Consider the following 17,623-nt stretch of genomic DNA (forward strand, 5'->3'; position numbering starts at 1 on the left):
CCCATGAAAAGTGATCCTGTGGGCGCCGCTGACGGACCGGAATGTGCGTGACGTGTGCGCGCTCTTCCGGACGCCGTGAACCGGCGGCCGGCCGCTCGGGTCCGGCGCCGCTCAGTCGCGTACGGGCAGTTCTGCCGACAGGGCCGCGGCCGCCCGTACCAACGGCAGAGCCAGCAGCGCCCCGGTCCCCTCACCGGCAGTGACGCCGTGATCGAGCAAAGGGTTGAGTGCGATCCGGTCCAGCGCCTTGCCCTGCGCCGGCTCCCCGCTCGCCTGCCCGGCCACCCACCAGTCCGGCGCCCGGAACGCCACCCGCTGCGCCACCAGCGCACAGGCCGCCGAGACCACCCCGTCCAGGATCACCGGCGTCCGGCGCACCGCGCTCTGCAACAGGAACCCGGTCATCGCGGTCAGATCGGCGCCGCCGCAGGTGGCCAGCAGCTCCAGCTGGTCGCCGAGGACCGGCCGGGCCCGCCGCAGCGCGTCCCGGATCGCCGCGCACTTGCGCATCCAGGCCAGATCGTCGATGCCCGCACCGCCCCGTCCGGTGACGACAGAGGCGTCCGTCCCGCACAGCGCGGCGATCAGTGTGCTCGCGGCGGTGGTGCCGCCGACGCTCAGATCGCCCAGCACGACGAGGTCCGTACCGGCGTCCGCCTCCTCGTCCGCGATCGTCATCCCGGCCCGGAACGCCGCCTCGGCCTCCTCGGGCGTCAGCGCGTCCTCGGTGTCGATCCGCCCGCTGCCGCGCCGTACCCGGTGCCGGGTGACCTCCTCGGGCAGCTCCGCCGGATCGCAGTCCACCGCCATGTCCACCACCCGCACCGGTGCCCCGGCGCCGCGGGCCAGCACGGCGGCCGGGCTCACACCGTCCAGCACGGCCCGGACGAGATCCTTGGTGCCGCCGGCCGGACGCGCCGAGACGCCCAGCTCCGCCACCCCGTGATCGCCCGCGAACAGCAGCACCCGCGGGTGTGCGAGGGGCCGCACCGGTACCTGCTGCTGGACGGCGGCCAGCCACGCGCCCAGCTCGTCGAGTCGGCCGAGGGCGCCCGGCCGCACGGCCAGCCGCGCCCGCCGTTCCTCGGCGTCACGGCGCGCGGCGCTGTCGGGGCGCTCGATCAGTGGGGCGAAGTCATCGAGGTTCAGGGCGCTCATTCGGCGCAGATTACCGGCAACGGACCGCGGGCGACGCGCCCGGCGGCCGATGACCGCGCACCGGCGGCGGCCCGGCGGCCCCGGACGGCGCTCCGGAGGTCCGCGGTCCGCCCCGGCCACGCGCTCAGGGACCGGCGAACCGCACCTCGCACACCAGCGGCAGCAGCGCGCGCAGCACCGGGACCCGGTGCCGGTACGGCGCCGGCCGCCCCCGGGGAGCGGCGGGGACCCGCGCCGGGGGCGGGGGCAGTTCGCGGACCGCGACGATGCCCGGATGCGCGCTCGCCACCCGCGGCAGCTCGGCGCGGTCCAGGCTCCAGCGCACCGGCGCGGGCCACCGGCCGCCGGACAGCGCACCGCACCGGCGGGCCAGCCCGGCCGTCCGGCGCGGCAGTACGTCGAAGACCAGCGCCCCGCCCGGAAACCGCTCCGCACAGGCCGCCAGCAGCGCCCGTACCTCGGGCGGCGGCAGCCGCATCAGCACCCCCGCCGCCGTGACGACGACCCCGCGCCGCGGCTCCGGCACCGCGTCCAGCCAGCCGTGATCGGTCGCGGCACGGGCGACCGTACGCCGCCGGGGGCCGTCCGGCAGCAGTATCCGGCGCACCGCGGCGGTCTCCGGCGGCTGCACCGTCAGCCAGGTCAGCCGCCCGTTGTCCAGCCGCCAGAACCCGGTCCCCAGCCCCTCCCCGAGCGCGACCACGGTCGCCTCCGGACGCCGGTCCAGATAGCGGCGCACGGCCGCCTCGACACACCGGCCGCGCGGGCCCGGATCCCGCGGGCCGCGGGCGTCGTACGGGCCGGGGCCGGACCGGACGGCGCCCGGCCGCGGCGCGGTGCGCGGCACCCGGCCGGGGCCGCCGCCCGGTGCGGGCACCGGCCCCACCGGGACGGCCGGCGCCGGGTGGCCCGCCGCGCCCGGCGGTTCGGATTCGGTCAGCTCGGATTCGGTCACGGTCCAAGAGCACCCGCCGCCACGCCCCCGGGCAAGCGGACACGGGCACCGGCCGGCCGCCGTCAGCCACGCAGCGCAAGCGCCTGGCCCGCGACGACCAGCAGCAGCTGCTCGCACTCGGCGCCGAACGCGGCGTTCAGCCGGCCCAGTTCGTCCCGGAAGCGGCGGCCCGACGCGGTCGCCGGGACGATTCCGGAGCCGACCTCGTTGCTCACCGCGACCACCGTCCGCCGGGTCGCCCGGACGGCCGCGACCAGGGCGTCGGTCCGCTCCCGCAACGCCTGCCGCCCGCCCGCCTCCCACGTCGCGTCGTCCCAGGCCCCGACCTCGTCCATGACGTGCGTCAGCCACAGCGCCAGACAGTCGATGAGCAGCGGCGCCGCGCCGGGCTTCCGGCCGGTACCGGTACCGGGCACCGCGCCGAGGTCCGTCCCGGCGCCCGGGGAGGCCCCGCCCCCGGCCTCGGCCCCGTCGTCCAGGAGCAGCGGCACCAGATCGCAGGTCTCGGCGGTACGCCAGCTGCCGGGGCGCCGCTCACGGTGCAGCGTCACCCGCTGAGCCCACTCCGTATCGCCCTCCCGGGTGCCGCCGGTCGCCACGTACAGCACGTCGGGGAAGGCCGCCAGCCGCCGCTCCGCCTCCGCCGACTTGCCGCTGCGCGCACCGCCCAGCACCAGCGTGCGGCGCGGCAGATCGGGCACCGCGTGGTACTCGCCCACCACCAGCGAACTGCCGTCCGGCACCGCGCGGGCGCCCGCCGCGGCCAGCCTGCGGTGCAGCTCGGGGCCGGGCGGCACCCCGTGGTCGATGTGCACGGCGACCACGTCCGTCGCCGCGTCGACCGCCTCGCCCGCCCGCAGCCGGGCCAGCGCGTCGGGGCGCGCCAGGACGTCCAGCAGCACCAGGTCGTACGGGCCGCCGCCCGCCCCGTGGGCATCACCGCGGCCCGCGGTGGTGCCGTTCCCCTCACCGAGGCCGGCCGGGGCCGCGCCGGGCGGCAGATAGAGCAGCCGCTCCCCGTCGGGGCCGCCGATCTCGTAGCCGGTGCCCGGGACATCCACCGCGACGGCCCGCACCCGGTGCCCGTCGAGCAGTGCCAGCTCCCGCCCGTCCGCGACCCGGCCCGGCTGCGGCAGCCCGGCCGGCACCTCCAGCGCGGGCCCGTCGTGCGGATGCGAGAGCAGCACCTGCCGTACGGCGGTGAGCGACTGACCGGCGCGGGCCGCCGCGAAGGCGGGGCCCGGCGTCAGATCGATGAGCAGCGCGCCGTCGACGAGCAGCGCGGTCGCCGCCCGCGCCTCGCCGCCGACGGCACGGGCACAGGCGGCGCACGGGCAGCCGGGGCGCGGCAGCCCCCGCGGGGCCCCGGTGCCGAGGAGAGTGAGTTCCACCTGCCGAGTTTCTCGCGTCCGCGCCCGGGGGGCGCGCGGGGGGCCGCCTCGGCACCGCCGTTGGACGGGCGGAACCGGACGGGCCCGTGCGGACGGCACCCGTATGGACCGGCCCGGCGGCCGGGTGCCCGTCAGAACTTCTGCTGTTCCGCCCCCGGGGGCAGGAAGCACGGGGTGCTGACGGACAGCCGGAGGGTGTTCGGGGGTTTGACGGTGTCGGCGATGATGCCGAAGTTCTCTCCGTCGTGGCGGCCGTAGAGGGTGACCTCCGAGTTTTTCTCCTGGTAGCCGGTGATTTTCACGCCCGCATGCTTTTCCAGTGCCGCGCGGAGTTTACGGACCGCCGGAATGTGTGCCGCCAGCGGAAGATCGGCGTACGCGGTATAGGTCAGGGTGTACCGGCCGTCGCCGGCCACTTCGTCATTTTCGCCGATGCATTCCTCGAAATCCGTGAAGGGGCCGAAGGCGTTGCCTATCTTCACCTCCGCGTAGTGCGCCATGGTCGAGGTGTACTGCTTCGCCCAGGCCAGGGATTCCGCACGGCTCTTACGCGGCAGCGGCTTGTTGGGATCTTCGGATTTCTGAGGCATACAGGCTCCGGCGTACAGGAGGACCGAGGCGGCCAAGGTGATCAGGACAGGGGTGAGGATTTTCCGCTTCACCCTGCGGGGAGATCCGCTCACGGATTGGCCTTCACATTTTGATGGGTGTATGCAGTGCTTCATCCGGCTGCTGACCGGCGATGATTTTCCCTTGATTGGCGAGACTTTCGCTGTTCTCGTCCCAATAGCCGCTGTGTCCATGGGTATCGGTGCTGAACCGGGTGCCGCCGAAGACCTGGGTGTTCGGGTCGGGGCCGAGCGTCAGATCCTGTGCGTTTTTGATGGGATCATCGTCGGCGAGTCCCGAGTAGAAGTGGCTCGGGTCGACGTGGAGATCGGACGCCTTGCCCACGGTCATGCCCGGACTGCCGACGACGGAAATACTGTCGGCGTCGAGGCCGTTTCCCCCGGCGTCCGCGTCGCCCACGACAGTGGCGCCATAACTGTGCCCCAGCACCGTCATGTGCGCTCGGTCCGGCCCCTCGTGCGAGGCCCGCAGACCGTGGGTGAAATCCCGCAGGTCCGGAGCCGCGGCATCCGCCCGGCCCGTGCCGGCGACGGCGAGATTCGGGGCCTCGGCCACGGGAATTTCCGGCGCGTCGTAACCGAGCCAGTAGACCATCGAGGTGTTCGCCGACGGATCGGCCCGCTCGGCCGATCTCTGAAGTTTGTCCATCCGCGCCAGCTGGCCGCCGGTCGAGTCCATCGTCGTGGCGGTGCCGGGCACCTGCACACCGATGTTGTCGGCGGTGTCCGGGTTTCCCATGGCGAGGACGGTTTTACCGTCCTCGAACCCGTCGAAATCGAGCAGATAGAGTTTCTTGTTTCCCGTTGCGCCGTCTCGTTTGTCGAGTTCGGCCTTCAGGACCTCAAGGTTGTGACGGTGTTCCGGAATGCCGGGGATGGACTGGTCGCTGCCGCTGACGAAGTTGAGCTCCTGGTCCAGCGCGAGCCGGTTCGCATCGTCGCGGACGGTGCTCGGGAGGCCGTTCGCCTTGCCGATCTGCTCCGGGTACATGGCCGCGTACTCCTGCCGCGACGCGTCGTCGAGGCCCCGCCACCAGTCGGCGGCGTCCTTGGGGTCCTCGGGGATCTGCGGCCCGTTGACGCCCAGATCCTTCATGGCCTGCCGGCTGTCGCCGGCGGATTCGGCGGCCATGTGGGTGTTGGTGCGGTCCATGATGTCGCCGCGCAGCTCCGACAGCGCCTTGCCGCCGTCGTCGCTGGCCTGCCGCGCATCCTGCACCGCGGTGTCGATGGCCTCCTGAAAGTGCTTCATCCGGGCCGGCTTCTGCTGTGCGTCGGCCTCCGCCACGTCCACCTCGCAGGAGGCTTCCCCCACGGAGCCGGAGTCGTTGACGAGGAATCCCTCGGCTTCCGCGCTCCGCACGGCGTTGCGCAGGTCCGTCTGCGCCTGCTCCATGCGGAAGCGCACCGTGTCGATCGACTTCGCGAGGGTCATCGACTCGCTGCGGACCACGTGGATGCGCGTCTCGATGTCCTCCAGGAACGTCAGGGCGGCCTTGGCGTCGTCCCCTTCCCAGGAGGCGTGCAGCGGACCGGTCACCTTCGTACGGTGCCGGTCGAAGGCGCCGTCCATCGCCTGCGACACCTGCCGCCAGGAGTCGGCGGCGGCCGTCATGTCCGCGAAGTCCTGCTTCAGCAGGCGTGCGTAATCGGAAGCCATGACTTATCCAAAGGGGGTGTCGTCGGTACGTGCGCCGGCCGCCCGGCCCGGCATCGCACGGACCTCGCCGGGGTCGTACACGGGCATCGCCGGCTTGGCGTGCAGCATCTCGTCCGTGCCGGGCGCGGGCGTACCGGGCGGCGGCGGCTGGTACGCACCGACGTCACCGCGTATCGCGTCGGTGTGCCCTGCACCGGGGCGCGGCAGCCCGGTGTGGACCGGTGGCGGCACCGCCTGTCCGGCCGTACCCGGATGCGGCATCCCGGGGCCGCCGCCCGAGGCGGGGGCCGACATGATCACACCCACCATGTCCCCGTCGAAGTCCTCGAAGTCCTGATCAACCATCTGTTCGTTCCACGCGTGGTTGTCGGCGGTGTCGCGAAGATTGCCGGCGCCCTGCCGCAGACGCTTGTGCAGCCCGTCGAGAGCGGGCTGCCAGGTCTCACTGATCATGTGCAGGGCCGAGGCGACGGACCAGCCCTCGGCGGAACCGGCGGCCGTACCGGTCTCGGTGACGGCCTTGTCGCAGGGCTTCTTGAGGTCTTCGGCGATGCCGTCCTGGGCGTGCGCGGATGCCCGCAGCTCGTCGGGCTGAACCGACATGTTGTCCGACACGGAACGTGCTCTCCCCCGTAACTATGTGCGAGGGAGACGTTATCAAGCCGCTTTCGCCCCAGGTCCGGGCGTATCGCCCGCGCCCGCCGCCTCCCCTGGCGGGCGCACGGCCCACCGCCGGACGCGCCGATCTAAGCTGCGGATCAGCACAGCAGGCAGGACCCGGAAGCAAGGCTCGGGAAGCAAGGCTCGGAAGCAGGACCGGGCGGGGCGCGGTGGACGCGGTCCGCGGTGGCTCTGACACGTACTCGGTGGGATCCAGGAGGCGGACATGGCGTGGACGTGGCGGTTCGAGAAGACGGACGGTACGGAGACCGCACCCGCGGTGGAACCGGAGGAGTTCACCACACAGGGCGACGCGGAGTCCTGGATCGGTGAGGTTTGGCAGGATCTGCTGGACGGTGGCGTGGACCAGGTCAGGCTCTTCGAGGACGGTACGGAGATCTACGCGGCCCCGATGAGCCTGCACGCCGAGGCGGGCTGAACCGGACGGTGAACGCGGCGCCCGCCGACCCGTCCGGGGCCGGCGGGCGCCGCGTTTCTCCGTCACCGTGCGGGGCCGCGCCGCACTCACACGGTCAGCCGGCCGCCGCCGGGCCGCCCCGGCCCGCCGCGGCCACCTCGTCACCGGCCGCCCTGGCGCCGGGCACGCCGGCACCTGGCCCGTCACCCTCCGGCCCGCCGCCGGTCTGCCCGGGGCCGGGCACCCCCGCGTCACCGGCCGTCCCGCCCCCTGGTGCGGACGCCAGGAACTGTGTCGCCGCCAGCTCCCCGTACAGCGGATCGCCGGACACCAGCTCCGCGTGGGTGCCCACCGCCCGCACCCGGCCCGCTTCCATCACCACGATCCGGTCCGCGAGGGTCACCGTGGACAGCCGGTGCGCGACCACCAGCACCGTCGTGGACTCGGCCGCCCGCGCCACGGTCTCCCGCAGCGCCAGCTCGTTGACCGCGTCCAGCTGGGAGGTCGCCTCGTCCAGGAGCAGCAGCCGGGGCCTGCGCAGCAGCGCCCGCGCGATCGCCACCCGCTGCCGCTCACCGCCCGACAGCTTGCTGCCGCGGTGGCCCACCGGCGTCCCGAGCCCCTCCGGCAGCCGCGCCACCAGTCCGTCCAGCCTGGTCCGCGCCAGCACCTCGGCGATCTGCGCGTCGGTGGCGTCCGGCGCCGCGAAGACGAGGTTCTCGCGGAGCGTGCCGGCCAGTACGGGCGCGTCCTGCTCGACGAAGCCGATCGTCGCGCGCAGCCGGTCCAGGGGCCAGTTCCGGACATCTTCGCCGTCCACCAGCACCCGTCCGCCGGTCGCCTCGTAGAACCGCTCGATCAGCCCGAAGACGGTGGTCTTGCCCGCGCCCGACGGGCCGACGAAGGCGGTCAGCCCGCCTCCGGGCACGGTGAAGCTGACGCCGTGGTGCACCGGTGCGAGCTCCGGGCCGTACCGGAACGACACGTTCTCGAACGCCACACTCGCCGGTGGCCCGGCCACCGGCCCCGCCGCCGGAGCCGCCCCGCCGTCCGCCGACTCCCCGCCGTCCGGCTCCACCTCCAGCTGCTCGGCCTCCGCCATCCGCGCGATGGCCGCCGACCCCACCTGGTACGAGGACGCCGCCTCCACCAGATGGGAGATCGGCTCGATCAGGTAGAAGAGGTAGAGCAGGAACGCCACCAGGGTCGCGATGTCCACGGCGCCGGACGCCACCCGCGCACCGCCCACCCCCAGCACCGCGAGGAACGACACCTGCACCGCGAGCCCGATCGAGGACATCGCGACCGACTGCCACTTCGCGGCCCGGACCCCGTGCCGCCACGCCTCGCGCGACGCCGCCTCGATGACGGCACCCTCCCGGGCCTCCGCCCCCGACGCCTTGACCGTGCGGAACGCCCCGAACGTCCGCTCCAGCGCCGCCGAGATCGCCCCCACCGACGCCTGCGCCTGCTGCGTCGCCTTCGAGATCCGCGGCAGCACCAGCCCCAGCGCGCTGCCGATCAGCACGATGACCCCGAGCGTGACGCCCAGCAGCACCGGGTCGAGCAGCGCCATCATCACGATCGCCCCGACCAGCGTCAGCGCGCCGGTCGCCGCGGAGACCATCGACCGGGTGGTGACCGCGCGCAGCAGCGTGGTGTCCGAGGTGACCCGGGACATCAGATCGCCGGGCGGGACCTGCTCCACCGCCGGCATCCGCAGCCGCAGCAGCCGGCCGACGAGCTGCCGACGGGCCACCAGCACCACCGACTCGGCGGTGCGCTCCAGAACGTACGCACCGACCGACGCGATCGCGGTGCCCGCCACCACCAGCACCGTCAGCCCCACCAGCAGACCGGTGATCGACCCCTCGCCGCCGAGCCGCCCGACCAGCGCCTTCGCGGCCATCGGCTGGACGAGACCGGTGAGCGTACCGATCAGGGTGAGGAGCCCGCCCAGCGCGATGGCGGCGCGGTGCGGCCGGACATGGCCATAGAGGATCCGCCAGGTCCGGCGGAACGGCAGTTTCGGCCCGGCCTCGGATGCGTCGGCCGCGGGCACGTCGGCCCGCTCCGGGGTACCGGGTACCGCCGCCCCGGGCCGTGCGGTGTCGGGGGCTCCGCTCCCGGGCGGGGCTACAGGGTCATGGCTCACGTCGGACAGGACGCAGCCGACGGCCGTTCACCTGACCGGAGAGCGGCCGGAACGCGCGCCGGAATATCTCCGCGGTACCGCACGCGGCCGGCTCCGCCGCGCACTCCGCGTTTCAGCCGCGCACTCCGCACAGATGCAGCAGCGCCGCGACCGAGCGGTACGGGTCCGTCCGGCCTGCCCGTTCCTCGGCGGCCAGCAGCCCGGCCAGACCGTCGGGGGAGGGCGGCGCTTCGCCGTCGGCCGCGAGATCGGTGAAGACCCGCACGCCGTACCAGGTGGCCAGCGGCGCGCCGATACCGGCGAGGGTGGCAGTCAGCGCCGTCAGCCGGTCCGCCCGTACGGGCCGTCCGATGCGGTTGGTGTACTCCGGCGAGTCGAAGGCCGCCAGCGCGGTGGCCCAGTCACCGGACAGCCCGGGGCGCATGGCCAGCGCGTCGGCGTTGCGCACGACCAGCGACAGCAGACCGCCGGGCGCCAGCACCCGCGCCAGCCCGGCCAGCATCGGGTCGGGCTCCGCCACGTACATCAGGACACCGTGGCACAGCACGATGTCGAAGGAGCCGGGCAGGAAGTGCGCACCGGTCTCCCGGCCGTCGCCGTCCCTCAGCCGCACCCGGTCCTGGATGCCGGCGGGTTCCTCGGACAGCGCCGCGCGGGCGGCCGCCATCATCTGCGGATCGGACTCCAGCCCGGTGACCTCGTGGCCCGCCCTGGCCAGCCGCAGCGCCTGGGTGCCCTGGCCGAGGCCCACATCCAGCACCCGCAGCCGCTGCCCGACGGGGAACCGCCCGGCTATCTGCTCCTCGATCTGGCGGGCCACCAGCTCCTGGCGGACGGTGTTCCGCAGACCGCCGAGGCCCTCCAGCCAGGCGCCGGCCGCGCCCCGGAAACCGGCCGTCGGCGTGGTGCTCAGGGCCGCTCTCCGCGCTTGACCTGCGGCTTGGGCAGCCGCAGCCGGCGCATCTGGAGGGTGCGCATCACCGCGTATGCCTTGACGCCCTTGAGGTTCTCGTTCGGGAAGCGCTCGTTGAGCCGCTTGCCCAGCCGGATCCAGATGCCGATCGAGTCGAGCACGATCAGCACGATGATCGCGAGCCAGAGCAGCAGCGCGATGGTCTGGATCTGCGGCACCCGGACCATGGTGAGCACCAGGATCACCACGGCCAGCGGCAGGAAGAACTCCGCCACGCACCAGCGCGAGTCGACGAAGTCGCGGGCGAACCGGCGGACCGGTCCCTTGTCACGTGCGGGCAGATAGCGCTCATCGCCGCTGGCCATGGCCTCGCGCTGCTTGGCCATGTCGGTACGGCGGGCCTCGCGCTGGGCCTTCGCCGCGTCCTTGCGGTTGGTCGGGGTGTGCGCGCGTGCCCGGCGCTGCGACTGGGAGTCGCTGCGCTTGGGCGTCGGGCGGCCTTTGGGGGCCTGCGGGTCGCGGGGCTGCTGGGGCTGGTCCGCGGTCACCTTGGCGGTCGCGGCCTGCTCATCCTTCGAACGGCTTCGGAACACAAGACCCAAGGGTACGGGGTAGCCGGGTGTGGACCCTTGTCGGCGGGGGAACGATCCGGCAACGGCACGGGCCCCCGAGGGGGGTCGTACCAGGACAGACCGGACGTGACGGCGGTTTCTCCGGTCTCCTCTACTCCCTGCGCCGGAGTGGACCGATCGCCTAGATCGTCCTCCAGGATGAGCGCATCGGGGCCCGAACAGTGCGGTAATGGAACCAAGGCCCGTACTGTGGGGTCTGTAGATGTGCTGGAGCCTAAGCCCGATGTAACTCGGTCAGAAGGGGGCGCGCGAGGCCCATGAGCGGTGTCATGAAGCGGATGGGGATGATCTTCCGCGCGAAGGCCAACAAGGCCCTGGACCGGGCCGAGGACCCGCGCGAGACCCTCGATTACTCGTACCAGAAGCAGCTTGAGCTGCTTCAGAAGGTGCGTCGCGGCGTCGCCGACGTGGCGACGTCCCGCAAGCGCCTGGAGCTTCAGCTCAACCAGCTCCAGGGGCAGTCCAGCAAGCTGGAGGACCAGGGCCGCAAGGCGCTCTCGCTCGGCCGGGAGGACCTCGCCCGCGAGGCGCTGTCCCGCCGCAGCGCGTTGCAGCAGCAGGTCAACGACCTCCAGACGCAGCACCAGACGTTGCAGGGCGAGGAGGAGAAGCTCACCCTCGCCGCGCAGCGCCTCCAGGCCAAGGTCGACGCCTTCCGTACGAAGAAGGAGACGATCAAGGCCACGTACACCGCCGCCCAGGCGCAGACCCGGATCGGCGAGGCGTTCTCGGGAATCTCCGAGGAGATGGGCGACGTCGGGCTGGCCATCGAGCGGGCCGAGGACAAGACCGCGCAGATGCAGGCGCGGGCCGGCGCGATCGACGAACTGCTGGCCTCGGGTGCGCTGGACGACCCGACCGGTATGGCCAAGGACGACATCACCGCCGAGCTGGACCGGCTGTCCGGCGGCACCGATGTCGAGCTGGAGCTCCAGCGGATGAAGGCCGAGCTGGCGGGCGGCCCGTCCGCCGGCAAGCAGGCCATCGAGCCGGGGCAGGGCGGCCAGGCCCAGCAGGCCCAGCCGCACGACCAGCCGCGCTTCGACAAGAAGTGACGGTCCTCCGCGGATAACCTCGTAGAGATCGTCGGACCGGAACCAAGGGAGACCGTCGTGATCGTACGGATCATGGGGGAGGGCCAGGTGAAGCTGGACGATGCCCACTTCACCGAGCTCAACAAGCTGGACGATGAGCTGCTCGACGAGATGGAGAGCGGCGACGAAGAAGGCTTCCGCCGGACCCTCGGCGGCCTGCTGGACGCGGTGCGCCGACTGGGCTCGCCGCTTCCGGACGACGCCCTGGAACCGTCCGAACTGATCCTGCCGTCCCCGGACGCCAGCCTCGACGAAGTCCGGGACATGCTCAGCGACGACGGCCTGATCCCGGGCTGAGCGGCCCCGGCCGGCGCGCCCCCCGGGGTGCGCCCCGACCCGGTACCGCTCGTACTCCAGCACATGACGGACAACGCCCCGGCCCCCGATGGGACCGGGGCGTTACCGTTTGCTCTTGTGACCTCCCACGACCCCGGCCAGGAAGTGCCCCGCGCCGGCCGTTTCCGCTGGCACCAGACGCACCCGCTCGCGTTCGACGCCGTCCTGGCGGCGGTCGCCCTCGTCGTGATCCTGTCCACCTCGGTGGCCGATGTGCACGGCCCGCAGGGTCCCCGGTTCGGGGTCCGTCCCCTCTCGGCCACGACGGTGTCGCTGGCCGCCGTCGCCTGCGCCGCCCTGGTGCTGCGCCGCCGGCTGCCCCGCACGGTGCTGGCCGTTACCGGTGTGCTGACCATCGTCGAACTGATCACCCAGGGCGGCGGACCGCGCGCCCCGGTCGTCGGCCCCGCCGTGCTCGCGCTCTACACCCTGGCCGCCGTGACCGACCGGCCCACCACCTGGCGGATCGGTGCGCTGACCATGGTCGTGCTCACCGCCGCCGGGATGATCTGCGGGACCCGCCCCTGGTACGCCCAGGAGAACCTCGCGATCTTCGCGTGGACGGGTATGGCCGCCGCCGCGGGCGACGCGGTACGCAGCCGGCGCGCCTATATCGACGCCATGCGGGAGCGCGCCGAACGCGCCGAGCGCACCCGTGAGGAGGAGGCCGGGCGCCGGGTCGCCGAGGAGCGGCTGCGCATCGCCCGCGAGCTGCACGACGTCGTCGCCCACCACATCGCGCTGGTCAACGTCCAGGCCGGGGTGGCGTCGCACGTCATGGACAACCGCCCCGACCAGGCCAAGCAGGCCCTCGCGCACGTCCGCGAGGCGTCCCGCTCGGCGCTGGAGGAACTCCGCGCCACCGTCGGCCTGCTGCGCCAGTCCGACGACCCCACGGCGCCCACCGAACCCACACCGGGGCTCGGCGTCCTGGACCAGCTCGTCGACGGGTTCGTCCGCGCCGGGCTCCCCGTCGACCTGGAGCTCCCGGAGCCGGCCGGCGCGCTGCCCGCCTCCGTGGACCTCACCGCCTACCGCGTGGTCCAGGAGGCGCTGACCAATGTGCACAAGCACGCGGGCGACGGCGCCCGTGCGACGGTGCGGATCGTCCGCACCGGATCCGGCCTGACGGTGACCGTCCAGGACGACGGCGCGGGCCGGTCCGGCGCGGACCGCCGCGGCGGCGCCGACGGGCCGGACGGCCGGCCCGCGCACGGCGGCGGCCACGGCCTGACCGGTATGCGCGAGCGGGTCCTCGCGCTGCGCGGCACGCTCGTGACGGGCCCGCGCGCGGCCGGCGGTTTCCAGGTGCTGGTCACCCTGCCACTTCAGTCCGTCCGTACGGGGGAGTCGATATGACGATCAAGGTGCTGCTCGCCGACGACCAGACGCTGCTGCGCAGCGCGTTCCGCATCCTGGTCGACTCGGAGCCGGACATGCGGGTGGTCGGCGAGGCGTCCGACGGCGCCCAGGCGTACGAGCTGGCCCGGTCCACCGGCGCCGATGTGGTCCTGATGGACATCCGGATGCCCGGGGTGGACGGCCTCGCCGCCACCCGCATGATCAGCCAGGACCCGCAGCTCACCGCGGTCCGGGTGGTCATCCTGACCACGTTCGAGGTGGACGACTACGTCGTGCAGTCGCTGCGGGCCGGGGCCAGCGGTTTCCTGGGCAAGGGCGCCGAGCCCGACGAACTGCTGAGCGCGATCCGGATCGCGGCGGCCGGTGAGGCGCTGCTCTCGCCGGTCGCGACCAAGGGCCTGATCACCAAGTTCCTCGCCCAGGGCGAGGGTTCGGACGGCGCCGGACCGGCCGGCCGCGGCGCCGAACGGCTGGCGACGCTCACCGGCCGCGAGCGTGAGGTGCTGGTGCTGGTCGCCGGCGGCCTGTCCAACGACGAGATCGCCGAACAGCTGGCCGTCAGCCCGCTGACCGTCAAGACCCATGTGAACCGCGCGATGGCCAAACTCGGCGCCCGCGACCGGGCCCAATTGGTGGTCATCGCGTACGAAACCGGACTCGTACGCCCACGGGTGCAGTGAGGGTGGAGGCCCCCGTACTCCGAACGCGGTACACAACCGGGCCGGAAACCGACTTGCGAGCGAGGAAATCGGGCCGGGGCATGACGGAGGGTGTAGGTGGGCCTGTGGAGGTGTTCAGGCCCTCCGCCGGCTTTTTTCAGATCAGAAGAGAGAACCCCACCCATGTCCTGGCTGTCCCGACTCAGCCTCGTACAACGGGGCCTGGTAGCGCTGATATCGGTCGTCGCGATCGCCTTCGGCGCCATCGCGATCCCGCAGCTCAAGCAGCAGCTCCTGCCGTCCATCGAACTTCCCATGGTGTCCGTGCTGGCGCCGTACCAGGGCGCGTCGCCCGATGTCGTAGAGAAGCAGGTGATCGAGCCGCTGGAGGACGGAATCCAGGCGGTCGACGGCATCAAGGGCGTCACCTCGACGGCGAGCGAGGGCTCGGCCGTCATCATGGCGCAGTTCGACTTCGGCAATGACTCCAAGCGCCTGGTCGCCGACGTCCAGCAGGCGGTGAACCGCGCCCGCGCGAAGCTGCCCAAGGACGTCGACCCGCAGGTCGTGGCCGGCTCGACGGACGACATTCCCACCGTCGTCCTCGCCGTCTCCGCCACGGACAAGGACCAGCAGACCCTCGCCGACCAGCTGCGCCGCAGCGTCGTACCGGACCTGAAGAACATCGACGGCGCAGGCCAGGTCACGGTGAGCGGCGTCCAGGACCGGATCGTCGCGGTCACCCCCGACAACGGGAAGCTCGCCGCCGCCGGACTCTCCCCGGCCGCGCTCGGGCAGGCGCTGGAGGCCGGCGGCGCGTCCGTGCCCGCCGGCTCGTTCGCCGAGCACGGGCAGAGCAAGACCGTCCAGGTCGGCGCCGGCTACACCTCCGTGCGGCAGGTCCAGGACCTGATGGTCGCCCCGGCGGCGGGCGGCGCGGGCGGGGGCGGCGGCCAGGCGGCCAAGCCGGTCCGGCTCGGTGACGTGGCCACCGTCAAGGAGGAAGCGGCCACCCCGGCCTCCATCACCCGCACCAACGGCAAGCCCAGCCTCGCCGTCACGGTGACGATGGACCGGGACGGCAGCGCCGTCGCCATCTCCGACGCGGTCAAGGACAAGCTGCCCAAGATCCGCCAGGACCTCGGCAAGGGCACCGCCGTCACGGTCGTCTCCGACCAGGGCCCGGCCGTCTCCAAGTCGATCGAGTCGCTGACCACCGAGGGTCTGCTCGGCCTGGTCATGGCCGTGATCGTGATCCTGGTGTTCCTGCTGAGCCTGCGCTCGACGCTGGTGACCGCGGTGTCCATCCCGCTGTCCGTCGTCCTCACCCTGATCGTGCTGTGGACCACGGACCTCTCCCTCAACATGCTCACCCTCGGCGCGCTGACCATCGCCATCGGCCGCGTCGTGGACGACTCCATCGTCGTCCTGGAGAACATCAAACGGCACCTGGGCTACGGCGAGGAGCGCCGCGAGGCCATCCTCACCGCGGTCCGCGAGGTCTCCGGAGCGATCACCTCCTCCACCCTGACCACCGTCGCCGTCTTCCTCCCCATCGGTGTCGTCGGCGGCATGGTCGGTGCCCTCTTCGGCTCCTTCTCGCTGACCGTCACCGTCGCCCTGCTCGCCTCCCTCCTCGTGTCGCTGACGGTCGTACCGGTGCTCTCGTACTGGTTCCTGCGCGCCCCGGAGATCCCCGAGGGCGCCGACCCGGAGCAACTGCGCCGCGAGGCCGAGGAGAAGGAGACCCACAGCGCGTTGCAGCGGCTGTACGTCCCGGTGCTGCAATTCGCGACCCGCCGCCGGGTCACCAGCGTGGTGATCGCCGTCGTCATCCTGCTCGGCACCTTCGGCATGGCCCCCCTGCTGAAGACCAACCTCTTCGACCAGGGCTCCCAGGACACCTTGAGCATCAAGCAGGAGCTGAAGCCCGGCACCAGCCTGGGCGCCGCCGACGCGCAGGCGAAGAAGGTCGAGACGCTGCTCGCCGGCACGGACGCCGTCGAGGACTACCAGGTCACCGTCGGCTCCTCCGGCTTCATGGCGGCCTTCGGCGGCGGCAGCGGCGCCAACCAGGCGTCGTACCAGGTCAAGCTGAAGGACGCCAAGGACTCCGACAAGGTCACCGAAGAGCTGCGGACCGGGCTCCACAAGCTCGGCACGGGCATCGGCGAGACCACCGTCACCGCGGGCGGCGGCGGTTTCGGCAACCAGAACCTGAGCGTGGTCGTCAAGGCCGGTGACGCGAACGTCCTCAAGACGGCCTCGGAACAGGTCCGCAAGGCCGTCGCGGGCCTCGACCACGTCACCGACGTACAGAGCGACCTGGCGCAGAGCGTGCCGCGGATCTCCGTCACGCCCAACGACAAGGCCGCGGCGGCCGGTTACAACCAGGCCACCCTCGGCGCCACGGTCGCCCAGGCGGTGCGCGGCACCACCAGCGGCAAGGTGCTGCTGGACGACACCGAGCGCGATCTCGTCGTCACGTCGGCCCACCCGGCCACCAGCGAGGCCGAGCTGAAGGCGCTGACCGTCCCGACCCCGGCCGGCGCGGTCGCGCTCGGCGACATCGCCACCGTCCGGACCGTCCCCGGCCCGGTCCAGATGACCCGGATCGACGGGGCACGTTCCGCGACGATCACGGCCAAGCCGACCGGCGACAACACCGGCGCGGTGACCGCCGACCTCCAGAGCAAGGTCAAGGCGCTGAAGCTGCCGGCCGGCGCGACCGCGGAGATCGGCGGCGTCTCGCAGGACCAGAACGACGCGTTCTCCTCGCTCGGCCTGGCCATGCTCGCCGCCATCGCGATCGTCTTCATGCTCCTGGTCGCGACCTTCAAGTCCCTGATCCAGCCGCTGATCCTGCTCGTCTCGATCCCGTTCGCGGCGACCGGCGCGATCGGTCTGCTGGTCGTCACCGGCACCCCGCTGGGCGTCCCGGCGATGATCGGCATGCTGATGCTGATCGGCATCGTGGTCACCAACGCCATCGTGCTGATCGACCTGATCAACCAGTACCGGGCGCAGGGCTACGGCGTGGTGGAGGCCGTCATCGAGGGCGGCCGGCACCGGCTGCGCCCGATCCTGATGACCGCCCTGGCGACGATCATGGCGCTGCTCCCGATGGCGCTGTCCATCACCGGTGACGGCGGCTTCATCTCCCAGCCGCTCGCGGTGGTCGTGATCGGCGGTCTGATCACCTCGACCCTCCTCACGCTGCTCCTCGTCCCGACGCTCTACGCGGTGATCGAACTCCGCAAGGAACGCCGGGCGAAGAAGAAGGCGGCCAAGGGGCCCGGGGCACAGCCGGCGGAAGCCGACCGCGCGCCGGAGCCGGCGGGCGTCTGACGCCGGTCCGTCCGATGCAGAAACGATGCCCCCGCGAGCGTGTGCTTGCGGGGGCATCGCGCTGGGCATGCCCGGTCCGGACACGGCACGGCGGGCGCCCGGCGCCCGGCCACGGCCGACGCTGAAGACCACCAACGGAGGGGCTGTTCATGGGGAAGCACGGTGACGGCAAGGGCGGCGCGGACGGCGACAAGCAGCAGAGCCCGAAGGAGTCCGACGGCCGGTGGACCAAGCCGGTGACCAACCCGCCCAA

General features: G+C 72.7%; 15 protein-coding genes. 6 read left to right on the forward strand and 9 right to left on the reverse strand.

The features are described 5' to 3' along the window. Positions 1-111: 111 nt before the first annotated feature. From cobT to ACLJWH_RS06740, 6 genes are all read right to left on the reverse strand, one after another. Complete coding sequence (gene cobT, locus ACLJWH_RS06715) at positions 112-1,158, reverse strand: nicotinate-nucleotide--dimethylbenzimidazole phosphoribosyltransferase (protein ID WP_411140651.1); 1,047 nt, start codon at positions 1,156-1,158, stop codon at positions 112-114. Positions 1,159-1,282: 124 nt separating this feature from the next. Further along, positions 1,283-2,113, reverse strand: coding sequence for a class I SAM-dependent methyltransferase (locus tag ACLJWH_RS06720; protein WP_411140652.1), 831 nt, complete (start codon positions 2,111-2,113; stop codon positions 1,283-1,285). 62 nt (positions 2,114-2,175) lie between these two features. Continuing rightward, complete coding sequence (locus tag ACLJWH_RS06725) at positions 2,176-3,504, reverse strand: bifunctional adenosylcobinamide kinase/adenosylcobinamide-phosphate guanylyltransferase (protein ID WP_411140653.1); 1,329 nt, start codon at positions 3,502-3,504, stop codon at positions 2,176-2,178. A gap of 131 nt (positions 3,505-3,635) precedes the next feature. After that, complete coding sequence (locus ACLJWH_RS06730) at positions 3,636-4,130, reverse strand: hypothetical protein (RefSeq protein WP_411140654.1); 495 nt, start codon at positions 4,128-4,130, stop codon at positions 3,636-3,638. Positions 4,131-4,197: 67 nt separating this feature from the next. Then, positions 4,198-5,793, reverse strand: coding sequence for an alpha/beta hydrolase (locus tag ACLJWH_RS06735; RefSeq protein ID WP_411140655.1), 1,596 nt, complete (start codon positions 5,791-5,793; stop codon positions 4,198-4,200). A 3-nt stretch (positions 5,794-5,796) separates the two neighbouring features. Next, the gene (locus ACLJWH_RS06740; RefSeq protein ID WP_411140656.1) at positions 5,797-6,408 is read right to left on the reverse strand and encodes a type VII secretion target; all 612 of its coding nucleotides are present in this window, start codon (positions 6,406-6,408) and stop codon (positions 5,797-5,799) included. Between the two features lie 271 nt (positions 6,409-6,679). Here ACLJWH_RS06740 and ACLJWH_RS06745 point away from each other — a divergent pair, with 271 nt between their 5' ends. Beyond that, positions 6,680-6,892, forward strand: coding sequence for a hypothetical protein (locus ACLJWH_RS06745; RefSeq protein WP_411140657.1), 213 nt, complete (start codon positions 6,680-6,682; stop codon positions 6,890-6,892). A gap of 94 nt (positions 6,893-6,986) precedes the next feature. On the opposite strand, the gene ACLJWH_RS06750 is transcribed toward ACLJWH_RS06745, so the two are convergent. The 3 genes from ACLJWH_RS06750 to ACLJWH_RS06760 form a co-directional block, all read right to left on the reverse strand. After that, positions 6,987-8,933 (reverse strand): ABC transporter ATP-binding protein, encoded by a 1,947-nt coding sequence (locus ACLJWH_RS06750; protein WP_411140658.1) that lies wholly within the window; start codon positions 8,931-8,933, stop codon positions 6,987-6,989. Positions 8,934-9,138: 205 nt separating this feature from the next. Next, positions 9,139-9,846 (reverse strand): class I SAM-dependent methyltransferase, encoded by a 708-nt coding sequence (locus tag ACLJWH_RS06755; RefSeq protein WP_411140659.1) that lies wholly within the window; start codon positions 9,844-9,846, stop codon positions 9,139-9,141. An 89-nt stretch (positions 9,847-9,935) separates the two neighbouring features. Continuing rightward, on the reverse strand, positions 9,936-10,532 hold the full coding sequence (locus tag ACLJWH_RS06760) for a DUF3043 domain-containing protein (protein WP_411140660.1): 597 nt from the start codon (positions 10,530-10,532) through the stop codon (positions 9,936-9,938). Between the two features lie 296 nt (positions 10,533-10,828). On the opposite strand from ACLJWH_RS06760, the gene ACLJWH_RS06765 reads away from it, so the two are divergent. From ACLJWH_RS06765 to ACLJWH_RS06785, 5 genes are all read left to right on the forward strand, one after another. Further along, entirely contained in the window at positions 10,829-11,626 is a 798-nt protein-coding gene (locus tag ACLJWH_RS06765; RefSeq protein WP_411140661.1) for a PspA/IM30 family protein, read from the forward strand. Between the two features lie 57 nt (positions 11,627-11,683). Then, on the forward strand, positions 11,684-11,962 hold the full coding sequence (pspAA, locus tag ACLJWH_RS06770) for a PspA-associated protein PspAA (RefSeq protein WP_411140662.1): 279 nt from the start codon (positions 11,684-11,686) through the stop codon (positions 11,960-11,962). Positions 11,963-12,079: 117 nt separating this feature from the next. Next, positions 12,080-13,360, forward strand: coding sequence for a sensor histidine kinase (locus ACLJWH_RS06775; protein WP_411140663.1), 1,281 nt, complete (start codon positions 12,080-12,082; stop codon positions 13,358-13,360). Continuing rightward, complete coding sequence (locus ACLJWH_RS06780; protein ID WP_411140664.1) at positions 13,357-14,043, forward strand: response regulator; 687 nt, start codon at positions 13,357-13,359, stop codon at positions 14,041-14,043. The genes ACLJWH_RS06775 and ACLJWH_RS06780 overlap by 4 nt, the downstream gene beginning before the upstream one ends. A gap of 162 nt (positions 14,044-14,205) precedes the next feature. Continuing rightward, on the forward strand, positions 14,206-17,370 hold the full coding sequence (locus tag ACLJWH_RS06785) for an efflux RND transporter permease subunit (RefSeq protein ID WP_411140665.1): 3,165 nt from the start codon (positions 14,206-14,208) through the stop codon (positions 17,368-17,370). Positions 17,371-17,623 lie beyond the last annotated feature (253 nt).

The sequence above is a fragment of the Streptomyces sp. x-80 genome (assembly GCF_046549095.1).
In the GTDB taxonomy this organism is placed as follows: Bacteria; Actinomycetota; Actinomycetes; order Streptomycetales; family Streptomycetaceae; genus Streptomyces; species Streptomyces celluloflavus.

Coding starts and splice junctions, on each gene's coding strand:
- ACLJWH_RS06780 (WP_411140664.1), top strand. CDS start 13,357: ATGACGATCAAGGTGCTGCTCGCCGACGACCAGACGCTGCTGCGCAGC.
- ACLJWH_RS06735 (WP_411140655.1), bottom strand. CDS start 5,793: ATGGCTTCCGATTACGCACGCCTGCTGAAGCAGGACTTCGCGGACATG.
- ACLJWH_RS06745 (WP_411140657.1), top strand. CDS start 6,680: ATGGCGTGGACGTGGCGGTTCGAGAAGACGGACGGTACGGAGACCGCA.
- ACLJWH_RS06785 (WP_411140665.1), top strand. CDS start 14,206: ATGTCCTGGCTGTCCCGACTCAGCCTCGTACAACGGGGCCTGGTAGCG.
- ACLJWH_RS06765 (WP_411140661.1), top strand. CDS start 10,829: ATGAGCGGTGTCATGAAGCGGATGGGGATGATCTTCCGCGCGAAGGCC.
- cobT (WP_411140651.1), bottom strand. CDS start 1,158: ATGAGCGCCCTGAACCTCGATGACTTCGCCCCACTGATCGAGCGCCCC.